General features: G+C 55.3%; 12 protein-coding genes and 1 pseudogene. 7 read left to right on the forward strand and 6 right to left on the reverse strand.

Annotated features, from left to right (window positions below; all coding sequences use genetic code 11):
• Nucleotides 1-115 precede the first annotated feature (115 nt).
• Nucleotides 116-1,432 (reverse strand): adenylosuccinate lyase, encoded by a 1,317-nt coding sequence (gene purB / locus DRET_RS12355; RefSeq protein ID WP_015752880.1) that lies wholly within the window; start codon nucleotides 1,430-1,432, stop codon nucleotides 116-118.
• Between the two features lie 79 nt (nucleotides 1,433-1,511).
• On the opposite strand from purB, the gene DRET_RS13980 reads away from it, so the two are divergent.
• The gene (locus DRET_RS13980) at nucleotides 1,512-1,667 is read left to right on the forward strand and encodes a hypothetical protein (protein ID WP_244147944.1); all 156 of its coding nucleotides are present in this window, start codon (nucleotides 1,512-1,514) and stop codon (nucleotides 1,665-1,667) included.
• 80 nt (nucleotides 1,668-1,747) lie between these two features.
• Here the strand turns inward: DRET_RS13980 and DRET_RS13985 are convergent.
• The 4 genes and pseudogenes from DRET_RS13985 to DRET_RS12375 all read right to left on the reverse strand — a co-directional run.
• Nucleotides 1,748-1,840: pseudogene (locus DRET_RS13985) on the reverse strand (FmdB family zinc ribbon protein); the annotation flags it as partial.
• A 352-nt stretch (nucleotides 1,841-2,192) separates the two neighbouring features.
• A complete protein-coding gene (locus tag DRET_RS12365; protein WP_015752883.1) occupies nucleotides 2,193-3,308 on the reverse strand; it encodes a DUF362 domain-containing protein in 1,116 nt (371 codons plus the stop codon).
• Nucleotides 3,305-4,123, reverse strand: coding sequence for an ATP-dependent sacrificial sulfur transferase LarE (gene larE, locus DRET_RS12370; protein ID WP_482156192.1), 819 nt, complete (start codon nucleotides 4,121-4,123; stop codon nucleotides 3,305-3,307). Before larE ends, DRET_RS12365 begins: the two co-directional genes overlap by 4 nt.
• Nucleotides 4,092-5,258, reverse strand: coding sequence for a homocysteine biosynthesis protein (locus tag DRET_RS12375; protein ID WP_015752885.1), 1,167 nt, complete (start codon nucleotides 5,256-5,258; stop codon nucleotides 4,092-4,094). The genes larE and DRET_RS12375 overlap by 32 nt, the downstream gene beginning before the upstream one ends.
• Nucleotides 5,259-5,436: 178 nt before the next feature.
• On the opposite strand from DRET_RS12375, the gene DRET_RS12380 reads away from it, so the two are divergent.
• From DRET_RS12380 to gyrA, 4 genes are all read left to right on the forward strand, one after another.
• Entirely contained in the window at nucleotides 5,437-6,792 is a 1,356-nt protein-coding gene (locus tag DRET_RS12380; RefSeq protein WP_015752886.1) for a DnaA ATPase domain-containing protein, read from the forward strand.
• Nucleotides 6,793-6,924: 132 nt separating this feature from the next.
• The gene (dnaN, locus tag DRET_RS12385) at nucleotides 6,925-8,106 is read left to right on the forward strand and encodes a DNA polymerase III subunit beta (RefSeq protein ID WP_015752887.1); all 1,182 of its coding nucleotides are present in this window, start codon (nucleotides 6,925-6,927) and stop codon (nucleotides 8,104-8,106) included.
• A gap of 3 nt (nucleotides 8,107-8,109) precedes the next feature.
• Nucleotides 8,110-10,494, forward strand: a complete 2,385-nt coding sequence (gene gyrB / locus DRET_RS12390; protein ID WP_015752888.1) for a DNA topoisomerase (ATP-hydrolyzing) subunit B — start codon at nucleotides 8,110-8,112, stop codon at nucleotides 10,492-10,494.
• A gap of 54 nt (nucleotides 10,495-10,548) precedes the next feature.
• On the forward strand, nucleotides 10,549-12,978 hold the full coding sequence (gene gyrA / locus DRET_RS12395; protein ID WP_015752889.1) for a DNA gyrase subunit A: 2,430 nt from the start codon (nucleotides 10,549-10,551) through the stop codon (nucleotides 12,976-12,978).
• 264 nt (nucleotides 12,979-13,242) lie between these two features.
• Here the strand turns inward: gyrA and DRET_RS12400 are convergent, their stop codons facing one another.
• Nucleotides 13,243-14,052, reverse strand: coding sequence for an RnfABCDGE type electron transport complex subunit B (locus DRET_RS12400; protein ID WP_015752890.1), 810 nt, complete (start codon nucleotides 14,050-14,052; stop codon nucleotides 13,243-13,245).
• 161 nt (nucleotides 14,053-14,213) lie between these two features.
• Here DRET_RS12400 and DRET_RS12405 point away from each other — a divergent pair, with 161 nt between their 5' ends.
• Nucleotides 14,214-15,143 carry a hypothetical protein gene (locus DRET_RS12405; protein WP_015752891.1) on the forward strand — a complete coding sequence of 310 codons (930 nt, stop codon included), beginning with the start codon at nucleotides 14,214-14,216 and terminating at the stop codon, nucleotides 15,141-15,143.
• A 211-nt stretch (nucleotides 15,144-15,354) separates the two neighbouring features.
• Nucleotides 15,355-15,708, forward strand: a complete 354-nt coding sequence (locus DRET_RS12410) for a GlpM family protein (protein ID WP_015752892.1) — start codon at nucleotides 15,355-15,357, stop codon at nucleotides 15,706-15,708.
• Nucleotide 15,709 lies beyond the last annotated feature (1 nt).

The following is a 15,709-nucleotide window of genomic DNA, read 5'->3' on the forward strand; positions in this document are numbered from 1 at the left end:
AAATCAAGGGCGAACATTGTGCTTCTTCAGAGGCCCTCCGCCCCACTTCGCTTCCCGGGGGAACATCGCGAGTCGAAAGATGCCTCAGTGGCAAACCGCGATGCTGCCGGTCCTGTCACTCAATCTCGTCGCTCGCTTCAGTGGCAAAGACCCGATCAAGGATAAGGGACTCGTACCGTAAATAATAGCCGGTATCAAAGAGTTCATCGAGGGTTTGCGGCGTCAGGTGGGCGGTGATTTCCGCATCACCCCGGACCAGTTCCGGAAACGACGTGCCCGCCTCCCAGGAGGCCATGGCCACGCGCTGGACCATTTCATACGCCTTTTGCCGTTCCAATCCGCTTTCAACCAGTGCCAGGAGCACCCGCTGCGAAAAAAACAACCCATGGGAAAGATCCAGATTGCGGTCCATATTCTCCGGCAAGGTTTGAAGCCGTTGGAGCATGCCCGTCAGCCGGTGCAGCATATAGTCCATCACGGTGGTCGAATCAGGCATGATCACCCGTTCGACCGAGGAATGACTGATATCCCGCTCGTGCCACAGGGCCATATTCTCCATCGAGGCCAAGGCGTTCGTACGTACCAGGCGGGCCAGGCCGGATAAATTTTCCGCTGAAATCGGATTCTTTTTATGGGGCATGGCCGAGGACCCTTTCTGCCCTTTGCTGAACCCCTCTTCGATTTCCCGGACTTCGGTGCGTTGCAGATGGCGCAGCTCGACACAGAAACGTTCGATGCCCCCGGCCATAAGTGCCAGGGTGCTGAAATACTCGGCGTGCCGGTCGCGCTGAATGATCTGGGTCGAAATCGGATCCACCCGGAGACCTAAATGGCGGCAGGCAATGGCTTCCACCTGGGGCCCAAGATGGGCATACGTCCCCACGGCCCCGGAAATCTTGCCGACTTCGATCCCTTTCAGGGCCCGCTGCCACCGTTTTTTGTGCCGAACGCCCTCGGCATAGAATCCTGCCAGTTTCAAGGCCAGGCTGGTCGGTTCCGCATGAACACCGTGGGTGCGCCCCATGACCACCCGTCCTCGATGCTTTTGAAGCAGTGTTTTCAAGGCCTTGAGATATTCATCCAACGCCTGCAGAACCATATGTCCGGCACGGCTGAGCAAAACCCCATTGGCCGTATCGACAATATCCGAGGAGGTGCACCCGAGATGGATATAGCGTGACGCAGGGCCGACTTTCTCCTCCACAGCCGTGAGAAAGGCGATCACATCGTGTTTGGTTTCTTTCTCGATCGTCAGGATACGTTCGAGATCAAAATCCGCCCGTTGGCGTATCTGTTGCATCTCCTCACTGGGAATGATCCCGAGTTCATGCCACGCCTCACAGACAGCCAGCTCGACCTCAAGCCAGACACGAAATTTGTTCTCCAAACTCCACAGCCGGGTCATTTCCGGACGGGAATAGCGATCAATCATCGGGCGATGCCTCCAAAATATGAACAATCCGACAGGGGGGCAAAAAAAAGGCAGCCGGTGGCTGCCTTTGGCGGTACGTATGGGATGTTACGAAGAACTGGATTCGGGCGCGGATGACGAACTCGTTCCCGACGAGGTATTCGAACTGGACGATGTCTCAGTGGACGCCGTGCTGGAGTCGCTCGTGGATTCGCTCGGCTTGCTCCCGTTGCCGTTGGCGCTGGCTGTCCCCTGACCGTAGTCCGTGACATACCATCCACCGCCCTTGAGGATAAAAGAGGTGTTCGAAATCAATCGCTTCGAATTCCCTCCGCAAACAGGGCACGGCATCTGCCGCTCTTCAAAATCCTTTTGCCATTCCTCAAAGACTTGCTGACAGTCCTCGCAACAATATTCATAGATGGGCATTGGGCTTACCTCCACATCCTCGAACAAAATTTCCCTACGTGCGCATAGATAAGCAACAGGGAACGGATGTCAAGACTTAAGCCTTGCCAGCGGCAGCCTTCGCTTCCTTGATCCGCATTTTCATGCGTTTCTTGCGCCGTTGGCGACGGCGGTCGATTTCTCGTTTCCGTTCGATTTTCTTATGGCGCGACATAGTTCCTCCTTTCCAAAAAATAAGAGTGTCTTTTATCCCGAAATGGTGTCTTTTGTCCAGTCCCTAACGGTGTGACCCCAACCAGGGTCCACAATACTCCCCAAATCCCTGCCCCTCAACAATATCTCTTTAAAACACCAGGAGCTTTTCGTGACAGAATCAGGAAACGACATGCAGATCATAGCCCCGGGTCCCCAGACCGAGTTCGGCCGCGTAGGCAAGCAGATGGCCACCATTGGTCTCCGGGTGCACAGCCTGAAATTTATCGTCTCCGGGACCGCAGGATTCCGGTAAGGCACTCGACGTCAGGGCCGGGGACTGGTTCACCAAATCGCAGCTCGCCTGGTCCAGCGCTACCGGGTCCCTGGAGGCCAAGATCCCGATATCGGGACAGATCGGGGCATCGCTGTGTCCGATGCAGTCACACCCTGGCGTGACCTGGGTGACAAAGTTGACGTAGACCAGCGGTTGGCTGAAACAGCCCACGACAGCAGCAGCATATTCGGCCATACGCTCCTGAAAAGCGGTGACCGAACTCGTCCAATCGACCTGGAGCGCGTTATGCCGGCAGGCCAGGATACAAGCCGCACAGCCGATACATTGCGCCGTGTCCAATAAAAGAGTCTTCGATTGGCTGTCAATCGTCAAAGCACCAGCAGGACACACCGGAAGGCATTGGCCGCAGCCTGTGCAAAGATGGTGATTGACCCGAGGAGCCAATCCGCTGTGTTGCTGGAGTTTTCCCCGACGCGAGGCGCAGCCCATGGCGATATTTTTCAGCGCTCCACCAAAACCGGCCAGGTCGTGCCCCTTGAAGTGACTGGCAACCAGCATAGTGTCAGCAGCGGCTATATCTCCGGCAATGTAAGCGGTCTGGATGTGACGGCCGTAAAAAGGGACCGCTTGCTCGTGGGAGCTGCGCAGACCGTCGGCGATGAGAACCGGCGCTCCGAGGATATTGGGATCGAAGCCGTGTTCGGCGGCCAGCAGGCTATGGGAAACCGCCTCGCCGCGTTGCCCGACGTAGAGGGTATTGGTGTCGGTGAAAAAGGCACGCCCTCCGGCCTTGGTGATGAATCTGGAAAACGGCTTCAGCCATAGAGGGGACAGGAAGCCGGTGGCCCCCTTTTCCCCGAAATGGACCTTCACGGCAACGAAGTGGCCTGGCTCAAAACAGCTGTTGAGGCCAACGCGTTTCAAAAGCCGCCGCAATCGAACGTCATATGGCGCCTTGCGCGACGTTCTGAGATTCCAGAAATACACGGAAGCAGTCATGGTTGATCAAAATACCCGGAAAGGGTTGCCGTGCGTTCCAAACGCCACGGACTATTCCCGTGTGCCGCAAAGACATCGGCAATGGCGGTGCGGTTGTGCTCAAACACCTCGGTCTCCTCGGCGGTGATTTGCAGGATCCAGGGAGCTTCTGGAACCACACGGACCCGGAAATACCGCAGGCCGATCCGAAAAAGACGGTCTTCAATGGCCTCCACTCGGCGCAATGCTGAACACGTGACCACTGTTTCGTAGGCAAAGCGCGTCAGCAAACAGGGACGCGACGGCTGGTCCGGCCAGTCAAGCGCCCAGTCACGAGCGATTTCGCGCACCTCGGTTTTACTCAATCCGACATCAGCCAAGGGACTCTTGATCCCAAGGAAACGCAAGGCCCGACGCCCTGGCCGAAAGGCCTGGCCATCGGACTCTTGGCTGCCCTCGAGCACCCAGGGTCTGCCGTGGGCCAGCCCCCAGGCCCGAAGTTTGGCAAAGCTCTCGTACTTGCAGTGAAAACAGCGTGAGATCTGGGTCTGCCGTACAGCCGGATGGGCCAAAGGATCCACCGTCAGGACGTGCCCCGCCCGGCCCAAAACCCCCTTGGCCCACTCGGTTTCTGAAGCGGTCATGTGCGGACCGACGAGAAACACCGGCTGGAAATCCAGTTCGAAGCGGCAGGCGGCGGCCCACAAGAACCGGCTGTCGATCCCGCCGGAAACGGCTATGACACCGGGCTGCAGCCCCCGCATTCTGTCACGCAGGGCGTGGATCCTGTTTGCATCCGCAGCATCACTCAGAGCAGATCTTCTCCTGGGGCTCAGTCAACAGGAACTCGCCCTTTTCAATCCACGACTTCAAGGTATCGGCCACTTCCAGCGAATACGTGGCGCTGGTGACAGGGACGGTGGGAACACTCTTGCCGTTGACTTGAATTTCCCCCCCTAACAATTCCTCAAAGCTGGCGTGCTGCAGAATCCGGCCCACGCCCTGGGGATAATCGTGGCCGTAATCAACGATCGGCATGTGGATCTCACTGTTCGATACCCCGGTATACCAGGCAATATCCTCATTGAGCACGGGAATAGGAATTCCGAGGCCGACCGACAGGGAGCACCCATAACCGACAATACTCACACCACGGGCAAAACGGGGATCCATGCCCGCCATTTCGCCCTTGACCATAAGGGTTCCGGACGGGGTCAGGGGAATACCGCGCTCATTGCGCGACGGCTTTGGATTGTGCTGGGTCCCTGAACCAAGGACATAGCCCACCGAGCCCCCGAGAAATATCCTGGTCCCCAGCCCAATGGTCCTGAAGTAGGGATCGTTGAACAGGGGACTGAGTTCTCCGGCTGTGGCAAAGTTTGCATTGCCCAGATTCGGCTTCAAGGGTCCCATGTAGGTGTACTTGGTCCGGCTGGTCAGATTCACGGCACAATTGTAGTTTTGATAGGCGTTGCGCGGGTTGAACATCCAGCAATTTTTGAAACTCGAGAGGGTGACATCCTTTTCCAGCGCTGTGCGGGGATAGCAGTCCGTTCCATAGGCTTCGGCCTTCATATGAACAGTCTTGCCACGGATCAAATCCTCGATGACATGGCCACCGCCGTACTTGAATTGCCCGGGATACACTTTGTTGAGTGGGTCGTCCTCGGCTGGTTCAGTGGCGCCGAGAAAGGCGTCTACTGCCGCCAGGCCGCAATGGACAGGCACGCCGTTGAGCCACATCCGGGAAACCTTCATCGTCGGCGGTTGCTGCCCGATATTAAAGACCATGCCAGAAGAACACATCGGCGAAAATGTTCCGGTAGTGACCACGTCAACCTCTTTGGCTGCCTTGACCTTCCCCTCACTCCGGACTAGTTTGCTCATTTCCCGGGCATTGAGCACTACAGCCTTGCCCTTCTCGATTCGCGCGTTGATTTCTTGCAACGTTTTGGTCACTTGCGTCGCCATCTGATTCCTCCACACATTCTCTTATACACCGAATCTGGGCTGCTTCTCGGATGAAACAGCCCGTCATTGTTCATAAAGTCTACATGACCGCCTGCGACGTGCGCCTGCAAAAAGCGCTGTGCCCCTTGCGGAACGTGGCAAATTATCCCAATTCAGGCCAGGAAGCAATCAAGCACTCATGTCTGCAAACAAACCGGTTTGGCATCTTCCTGCACATGAACTGAAATCCATCGTGCGTTCCCATCTGGCGCAAACCCGCTCTGAAACTGAAATCAGGCGCTGGTTTGACCCGCTCGATTTCACCGTCCGTTCACAACCGTTCACCCTTGTTATCGGCTTTCCCCACGCCTTTTTCCACGACCCTTTCATTGCAGCCTTCCAGACCGATTTCGAGCAGGCGGTGGCCGACACGTTGGGAAGCGCCACGGCACTGCGCTACGCCTGCCCGCAACCAGGAGGAAGCACCACGGCCCAGCACGTCTCTTTGGTGGCCCCGCGCAAGCACACGCCTCCCACCAATGGTTCAGACAGCTACACTTTTGAAAATTTTCTAACAAATAAAAAAAATTACTTTCCCTACGCCTCGGCCCGTGAGGCCATCGCTGCGCCGGGGAAAAAATACAACCCCCTCGTCCTGAGCGGCGGCTCCGGAACCGGCAAAACCCATCTCTTAAAAGCGATGGCCCAGGCCTTTCGCGATCGGTTTCCGGAACAAAAAATTCTCTATTTTACGGTCGACGATCTGCACACCTTTTACAAAGAGGCCGGTGGGGATATGGCCCGGAGTTCCCTGATCGCCTCCCACCTCTTGCTGATCGATGACCTGCAGTCGCTGCAGTTGTACAACTACCTGCAAACCGAATTGCTGCTCATTTTCAACGCCCAATACGAACAAAGCGGCCAACTCGCCTTTGCCTGCCGCGGCAAACTCCCGGAATGCGGTTTTTTGGAACCAACGTTGCTTTCCCGTCTGGAATGGGGGCTGATGGTCCATCTCAAGACCCCGGACCTGGAGCTCCGCGTCCAATATCTGCACACCGCTAACCAAAAAAAGCGCCTCGGCCTCAGCCGGAGGCACATCTTGCTCCTCGGGCAACACTTTAAAGATTTTAGGTACTTACAAGGTGTAATAACAAAGCTCTGCGCCTATAAGGAACTCATTTCCCCTGAACTCAACGACGAGGCGCTGTTTCAGATCATCGGCAGCCTGGATTCCAGCAAACCAACAGCCGTGTCTCCCGAACACATCTTCACCATCGTCGCCACCCATTTTGGGATCACCTACCAGGACCTGCGCGGGGCAAGGCGTCTGCGGAGCATTGTTTTTGCCCGGCAAATAGCCATGGCCCTGTGTCGTTCGGAACTGGGGCTGTCCTACCCCCAGATTGGGCGACTCTTTGGGGGTCGCGACCACACCACCGTCATGCACGGTATAAAAAAAGTACAAAAATTACAGAAAATTAACCATGAAACGAACACACTTTTCAACACTTTGAAACACCAATGTCACAGTTTGGCTGAACAACACCCCTGACCCCTTGCCCGGTGTGCGATATGTCACCATACTGTTCACATCTTTTACAAGAAAAAAATAAATATTTTTAGGAACTTAAATAAGAAATGCACAAAGAAACCGCCCCTAATTACAACGACTAAAGGAAGAACTATGTTAGTAAGAATCAGTAAAGAACAAGTTCTCTCTGGATTTCAAAAGGCAGCCGGCATCATCCCCATGAAAACTGGAGCGGCTTTTTTGCGCACCATTTGGCTTGAGGCCAAAGACAACCACCTCACGATCATGTCCACGGACTCCAAACTCGAATTCAGCGGCAGTTATCCGGCCCAGGTCGAAACTCCCGGCTTGATCGGAGTCCCAGGGAAAAAATTCTACGACCTGTTCCGGAAACTTCCTCCCGGCGAGATCACCCTGCATGCAGCGGACAGCGAGGACCACGTCCTTTTGGAGCAGGGAAGGCGCAAATACAAACTCCCGACCAACGACGCCTCATGGTTTCAACCTTTTTCCGCCTTTCCCGAGGATGAGGCGGTGCTGTGGTCCGGGGATTTCCTCAAGGAAATCATCAACCGTATCACGTATTGCGTAGCGGACGACGAAAGCATGAACGGCATGAATTGCCTCAAGATCACCCCTTGGCCCAACAGCGAGGCTGTGGAGGCCTGTGGTCTCAATGGGCACCAATTCGCGCTGATGCGCTTTTTAAATCCCGATATCCATGCTATCTTGCCTCAAGACGATGAGGGGGAGGACAGCGGCATTCTCATCGCGAAAAACTACCTCCTGGAACTCAAAAAATGGCTCAGCAGCGATGAGATCTATTTCACCATCGATCAAAAGCGCCTTTTTTTCACCAACGGCAAGAAAAACGAAATTTTCAGTCTCCCGCTGAGTACGTATAAATTTCCCAAGTATGAAACTTTCTTATCAAATTTCCAGAACGAAACCTCGAAGCTGAACATCGGGCGCGACGAGATCCTGGATGCCCTTGAGCGGGTGGCCCTGTTTAACACCGAAAATCAGCGCTGCTCCTACTTCGTTTTTGATTCCACCGAAATGATCGTGTATAGTCAGGGGCAGGAAACAGGGGAAGCGACGGAATCCTTGGGCGTTGAGTACAGCGGGGATCTCAAGAAAATCGCTTTTCCCACAACCACTCTGATCGAAGTCCTCTCTCATTTCCAATCCGAAATGATCACCTTCGAATTCACCGGGGTTGAAGGCCCTTGTAAGATCACTGGGAAAGAGGATTCAGGCTATCTCGTGGTGGTCATGCCCATGCATGTCGCCGAGGAAACCTATTACGTCGAAGAAGAAACGGAAAACGACTAACCTATGGAAAAAAATCAATACACCGCAGACAGCATCACGATTCTCGAGGGCCTTTCCGCGGTCCGCAAGCGCCCAGCCATGTACATCGGATCCACGGATCTGCAAGGGTTGCACCACCTGGTCTATGAAGTGGTCGACAACGCCATCGATGAGGCCATGGCCGGGTATTGCAACCGGGTCAAGGTGACCATTCACCTCGACAACAGCGTGACCATCTCCGATGACGGCCGCGGAATTCCTGTGGATATGCACCCCAAACAAAACAAGCCGGCGGTTGAGGTCGTTATGACCGTTCTGCACGCCGGTGGGAAGTTTGATAACGAAACATACAAGGTTTCCGGTGGATTGCACGGCGTAGGTGTGTCTGTGGTCAATGCCTTGTCCGAATACCTCGAAGTGACTATCCAGCGCTCGGGAACCAAATACCACCAGCGCTATGAACGCGGTCTGCCCAAAAGCGAACTCGAAGAGCGCGGCCCGACCCACCGTACCGGGACCACCATCCGTTTTCGTCCTGACGAAGAAATATTCGCCGACCTCAATTTCACCGCCGCAACCTTGACCAAGCGGTTCGAAGAATTGGCCTATCTCAACAGTGGTCTGGAAATCGCGTTTTTCGACGAACGAACCCAGGAAAGCCAACGTTTTAAATACGACGGGGGAATCCGGTCCTTTATCGAAAATCTCAACGCCGATGAAGGGGCTTTGCATTCGATCGTTTACGGGCACGGGGAGGTCGAGAATGTGGCCATCGAATTCGCCCTGCAATACAACGGCGGGTTCAAAGAAAATGTCCATTCCTTTGCCAACAATATCCGGACCAAGGAGGGCGGCTCGCACCTCTCAGGTTTTAAGACGGCGCTGACCCGGAATATCAATACCTACCTTCTTCACGCTGATCTTCCCAAGAAATTCAAGACCAAGATTACCGGCGACGATGTCCGTGAGGGGCTGACGGCCGTGGTCTCCGTGAAACTCCCCATGCCCCAGTTTGAGGGGCAGACCAAGACCAAACTCGGTAACAGCGAAGTCGCCGGCCATGTGGCCTCTGTAATCTCCTCCCATCTAGGCACCTATCTGGAAGAAAACCCCAAGGACGCCAAAGCAATCGTCGAAAAGATCGTTGATGCCGCCCGAGCCAGGGATGCAGCGCGCAAGGCCAAAGACCTGGTCCGCCGCAAATCCGCCTTGGGCGACAACGCCCTGCCTGGAAAACTCGCCGACTGTCAGAGCAAGGACCCCAAGGAGAGTGAACTCTTTATCGTTGAGGGCGATTCGGCAGGTGGTTCGGCCAAGCAGGGACGGGACCCGAAATTCCAGGCCATTTTGCCTCTGCGGGGCAAGATTTTGAATGTCGAAAAGACCCGTTTTGACAAAATGCTTGAAAATAAAGAGATCAAGCATCTTATCACCGCCATGGGGGCCGGAATCGGTGAAGAGGAAATCAACCTCGAGAAACTGCGGTATCACAAAGTCATCATTATGACCGACGCCGATGTTGACGGGGCTCACATCCGGACCCTGCTGTTGACCTTCTTTTTCCGGCAATACCCGCAATTGATCGAGCATGGCTATCTGTATATCGCGCAACCTCCGTTGTACCGGGTGCATAAGGGAAATTTCGAACGTTTTCTTTCCACGGAAAACGAACTCAAACAATACCTCATGCAACGCATCAGCGATGAATTAAAGGTCACGACACCTTCTGAGCACGCCTTTGAAGGGCAAGCCCTAGTGCAATTGCTGGATTCTATTGTCGCTTTGCAAGATAAAATGCGGGATGTGGCCAACTTCGGCGTTCAAGAGGATCTGTTTTGGGATATACTCCAATACGGACAGCGCTTGCGTCCAGAGACGTTGCGCGATTCGGAACTCTATACACCGTTTTTTGAATATATGGAGCAGCTCGGCTACGATCTTGAGGTTGAGGAAGAAGAAGAGGAAGAAGAAAGCCGTTGGTATTTGAATATTATCGATCGCAATGACCACCGGGTCCATCTCGGTATCGAGTTCTTCAACTCAAAGCTCTATAAAATTGCCTACCAAATTCTTGATGAGCTCAAATCGCACAGTCCCGAACTCATTTTCACGGTCACCAGCAAGAGTACAAGTCTGGATATCGACTCCCCATTTGGCCTTCTGGAGCATGTCCTTGCGGAAGCGGACAAGGGCATAAATGTCCAGCGGTATAAAGGGTTAGGGGAAATGAACCCCAAACAATTGTGGGAGACCACGATGGAGCCCGATGACCGCATGCTGCTTCAAGTCGATATTGAAGATGCCGCGGAAGCCGACAGTATTTTCAGTAAATTGATGGGAGATAAAGTCGAACCCCGCCGGGATTTCATCGAGCGCAATGCCTTGAGTGTCGATGAATTGGATATCTAGCCGGCGTGAATACGCTATCGCTACTGACGCCCCAAGCGGGAGGATGAATTAATCGTGTTGCAATCAATCCATATCGAAGAAGAAATCAAGAAGTCCTATCTGGAATACTCGCTCAGTGTGATCATTGGGCGGGCCTTGCCGGATGTACGCGATGGGCTCAAGCCGGTACATCGGCGTATTCTGTACGCCATGCATGACCTCGGTAATACTTACAACCGCCCGTATAAAAAATCGGCCCGGATCGTCGGTGACGTCATCGGGAAATACCATCCCCATGGCGACGCGGCAGTCTATGACGCCCTGGTGCGCATGGCTCAGGACTTCAATATGCGCCATCCGCTGGTCGACGGGCAGGGCAACTTCGGTTCCCTGGACGGTGACGCCCCGGCGGCCATGCGGTACACTGAATCCAGAATGGCCCGTATTTCTGGGGAGTTTTTGGCGGACATCGACAAGCAGACCGTCAATTTCCGCGCGAATTACGACAATACCTTGCACGAGCCCGAAGTCCTGCCAACCAAGGTCCCCAATCTGCTGGTCAACGGGGCGTCGGGGATCGCTGTGGGCATGGCCACCAATATTCCGCCGCACAATCTGGGCGAAGTGACCGATGCCTTGCTGGCCCTGCTGGACGACCCCTCCCTCGGGCTTGACCAACTCTTGCACTATATCAAGGGGCCGGATTTTCCGACCGCGGCGTTGATGTACGGCCGGCAAGGGATGCGGCAGGCTTACGCCACCGGCCGCGGCAGCATCAAGCTCCGCAGCCGTCTCCATGTCGAGGAATCCAAGAAAGGGCGTGAATCGATCGTTATCACCGAGATTCCGTTTGCCCTGAACAAGGCGTCACTGGTCGAAAAAATCGCCCAGCTCGTCAATGAGGGCAAACTCGAAGGGATCAGCGATCTGCGCGACGAATCCGATCGTAACGGCATCCGGATCGTGATCGATCTCAAACGGAACACCCTGTCGGATATCGTCATCAACACCTTGTACAAGTATACGGCCCTGGAAACCTCCTACGGCATCAATCTATTGGCGGTGGTCAATAACCGGCCCCAATTGTTGAGCCTGAAACAGATCCTGGAACTTTTCCTTGAACACCGCAAAGAGGTTATCCTCCGCCGTTCCCGCTATGACCTCGACAAGGCTGAAAAACGGGCCCACATCCTGGAAGGCCTGCGTATCGCCCTGGATAATATCGACGAGGTCGTGCGCTTGATCCGGGCCTCGGCCACGCCGGCCGAAGCCAAGGCCGGGCTCATGCAGCGGTTTGAGCTCAGCGAGGTCCAGAGTCAGGCCATTTTGGACATGCGCTTACACCGGTTGACCAACCTGGAGCGGGACAAACTGCTCGAGGAATACCGGGCTGTCCTGGAGCGTATCGAATATCTCAAAAGTATCATTGAACAAAGTGAAGTCCTGCGCGGGGTGGTCCGCGATGAACTTCAGGAGTTGCGAAAGACCTTCGCCTCACCCCGGCGTACTGAGATCCTGGAAAGCGATCCCAACGAGATCGATATCGAGGATTTGATTCCGGATGAAGAGGTGGTCATCACCCTGACCCGCAATGGGTATATCAAACGGACCCCCCTGTCGGCCTACCAGCAGCAAAAACGCGGTGGGAAAGGGGTTTCTGGGGCGAATGTCGCTCAGAAGGATTTCGTGACCGATCTGATGACTGGGACCAACCACCAGTACCTGTTGCTGTTCACCAACAAGGGGCGCATGCACCAGTTGAAGGTCTATCAGATCCCGGAAGGCCGGCGCACGGCGCGTGGGACCCACATCGCCAATCTCCTGCCTTTGGACAAAGAAGAATATGTGGCCACCGTCCTGTGCATGAAGGACTTTGACGCCAACCACTCCTTTTTGTTTGCGACCAAAAAGGGCATGGTCAAACGTTCTGCAGTCCATTTGTATCGCAATTACCGGCCCCATGGCCTTATCGCCGTCAATCTGCGTGACGGTGATGAGCTTATCGCTGTGCGCGAGGTCGACGAGGAATCGGAGATCTTTTTGATTACCCATCACGGTGTGGCTATCCGCTTTGCCTGCTCTGAGGTGCGGTCCATGGGCCGCGGCGCTGCCGGGGTCAAAGGGATTGCCCTGCGCCAGGAGGATGCTGTCGTTTCTTGTGTGATCATCAACGGTGACGGGCGGGATCAGTTGTTGACTGTTTCTGAACAAGGCTATGGCAAACGGACGGCCATCGACTATTACCGGCAGCAATCGCGGGGCGGCAAAGGGATCATCAATATGCGCCTGACCTCGAAGACCGGCGGGGTCTTGGGGGCGATGATGGTCGACGAAACCGACGAACTGATCATGCTGACTTCTATGCACAAGATGCTGCGCATCGGTACCGCGGATATCCGTATCTGCGGGCGGGCAACGCAGGGAGTCAAATTGGTCTCTTTGGACAGCGAGGCCACCGTGGTCTGCTTTGACCGCATTGTCAGTGAAGAGGCGCTTTCTTCCTGATACTGGTCGTGCGTAGAACTGGCTGGTGAACAAGTCCTCATAATGCAGGTCGTTTAAAAATCCCAAGGGACGGCGAGACAAAGTTCAAGGTCGCCGCCACGTATTTCTCCGTAACCGGTTGAACGTATTGCAGCTTGCGCTGGTATTGGGAGATACCGACCTGATACGGCCTTTTGACAGCCGGCGCCCGGATACCCGGACGCCGGCTGTCCTGTCTGGCTCTGGAAAAAGCCTCGGATTTCGAGGAAATCCAGGCAGGAACGGCTAATAGCGGGCTGCAAGAGACAGGATGCAGCCGGTGGGACAGGTTTCAGCGGCGCGGCGTCGGTCGCCGTCGGTGTCGTAATCGATCCGGGAGAGAAAGTTCGAGACCCGAAACCCGCCGTCAGGGGAAGCCTTTTCGCATTTTTTGCACCCGATACACCCCACACGGCATTGTTTCTGGACCACCGGTCCCTTATGCAGGGAATTGCAAGCGACCATAACCTCCGCGTCCGCTGGAATCCAGCGCATGACGCCGGTAGGGCAAATGCCTACGCAACGCCCGCATCCGATACAAGCCGCCTGATCCACCCAGACCAGATCACTGCCGTCGAAATCGATGGCCTCCACCGGGCAGACCCGGACACAGGAACCAAGGCCCAGACAACCATAACGACATTGTTTGGGACCGCCGTGGTACAGGGCTGCCGCCCGGCAATCGGCGACGCCTCCGTAGTGAAACTGGCGCGCCGCGGCGTGGGCACCCCCGCGGCAATGGACTTGTGGCGTCCAGCGCCGGGCACCGGGTTCCGGCTCGGGGTAGCCCATGACCTGAGCGATCGTGTGGGCTGAGGCCGCTCCGCCGGGGACACATTTGTCGACAGCATCACCAGCGTGAACAATGGCTTCAGCGTACGCATAACAACTCCCGTAGCCGCACATGCCGCAATTGAGCCCGGCCAAAGCCTCTTCGACCGCTGTGACCCGTTCGTCGGTCGGGACGTAAAAGATTTTGGCCGCGCAAGCGATCAGTCCTCCCAATCCCGCGCCCAGAGCAGCCAAGGTGGCCGCCGCAACAACTATTTCCCCCATATGATTTTCTCTCTCGCTGGCGGTAGTGGTGAGCAGGAAAAAAGTTAGGCTATCCGAAAAAAAATCCTTCACAGGGCTTGCCCCTGCTCCAAGACGACCTATGTATTGACCGCAACGGTAGGCTCGGCCTCCCCCCGGGTCAACAGCAAAGGACTTACGCTATGATCACTCTGGGTTTGACAACCTATCGTCCGGAAGCCATCCCTTTGACGGAAGCCCGTATGGTCGAATCGGACAGCGTGTGGCTGGAAGAGCCTCAGACCCCAGGATTTTCCGAAATGCTGTCCGGTGAACTGGACATAGACACCTACCTTCAGCTCACGGACTATGGCTTTGCGCAGTATGCACAGGATCATTGCCGGCTGCTGCGCCGTCTGGCGGGCAAAGGGGTTGCTGTGAGCCAAGTGGACCCGTTCATGGACGAACTGGTGCGTATCCATGAATTTTTCGCCTCCGGTGGCACTCCAGAGCAGATCCAGGATGAGCCAACGCTGGCGGTGTATGAGGCGGAGCGGGAGTGGACCCGCCGGCTCCTCGCCTTTTATCAGGCCAGTGCCCAGGCTGAATTCGATCGCATTGTGGCTACAGTGCAGTCCTTTGCCCGGGCTGATGCCGCCCGGGGGCGTCTGCGCGACACCATGCGCGCCGCAGTGATCTGCGAAAAAGCGGTGAGCGGGAAATCGGTGTATGTTGAGGCCGGGTATATCCATTTCAGCCTGGTCAACGAATTGCTTCGCCGCGGGGTACGTCCGCGAATCCGCTTTGTTCTCGAACCGGTCTACCGTCGCCTCTGTGGCCGTCGCCAGGCCCTAGCCCCTGGAGACATATTGACCTGGTGGTATCTTTTCCATCCCCGGGCCCAAGGGAACCATCTGGACCGTCTCGCGGCTCAGGCCCTGGTCTACAACAAGATTGTGGCCAAAGAGGAACTCGAAACCGTCGCGGGTGAATATCCTCATGCCGTGGATGAGGTCAGGGCTGTTGGCTTGGTCAAAGGGCTGGAGTATGCAGCGTGTCGGGAGGTGTTCAATCAGATTCGGGCACTACCAACAGAAAAGGCCCGACATCATGTAGAAAACATGGTCTGGTAAACGGGTTGTGACGAAAAATTGTTTATTCCAGGTGCGAATCTCAAAGCGTGAGATTTGGCTTTCGTGTGCAGTGGGTTTTCACCGTCACCGGTAGCAAAGCGTGGTCCCAGACTGGAGGCCGCAACCGGGGCTGTGGTTTGAAAATCAGAGGCACGGATCCAGGTGCTCATGGTGATTGCCAACCGGACTCAGAATACTGAGAAGGGATCGTATGTCGATGCAAGAAATTCTTTTACGTTTTATCGCCGGCGGAACAGCAGTCGTGCTGATTTCCGCCCTGGGTCGTCTGAAATACGAACTGATATCAGGCCTGTTCGTGCTTTTTCCGGCAGTGACCCTGGTCAGCTTTTATTTTCTCGGTCAAAGCGCTGGGAGCGAAACAGTGGGCAAGGTTGCTTTGTTCAGCATTTACGCTGTGCCGACCCCTATCGCCTTTCTGCTCGCCTTTTATTTTCTCCAGCAGCGTCTGCCCGTGACCTGGGCGCTTTTCTGGGGCGTCCTGGCCTGGCTGGTGGCCGCTCTTGTCCTGGTCGTTTTGAACACCAAGTTCTTCCATATCACTTGAT

Source organism: Desulfohalobium retbaense DSM 5692, assembly GCF_000024325.1.
In the GTDB taxonomy this organism is placed as follows: Bacteria; Desulfobacterota; Desulfovibrionia; order Desulfovibrionales; family Desulfohalobiaceae; genus Desulfohalobium; species Desulfohalobium retbaense.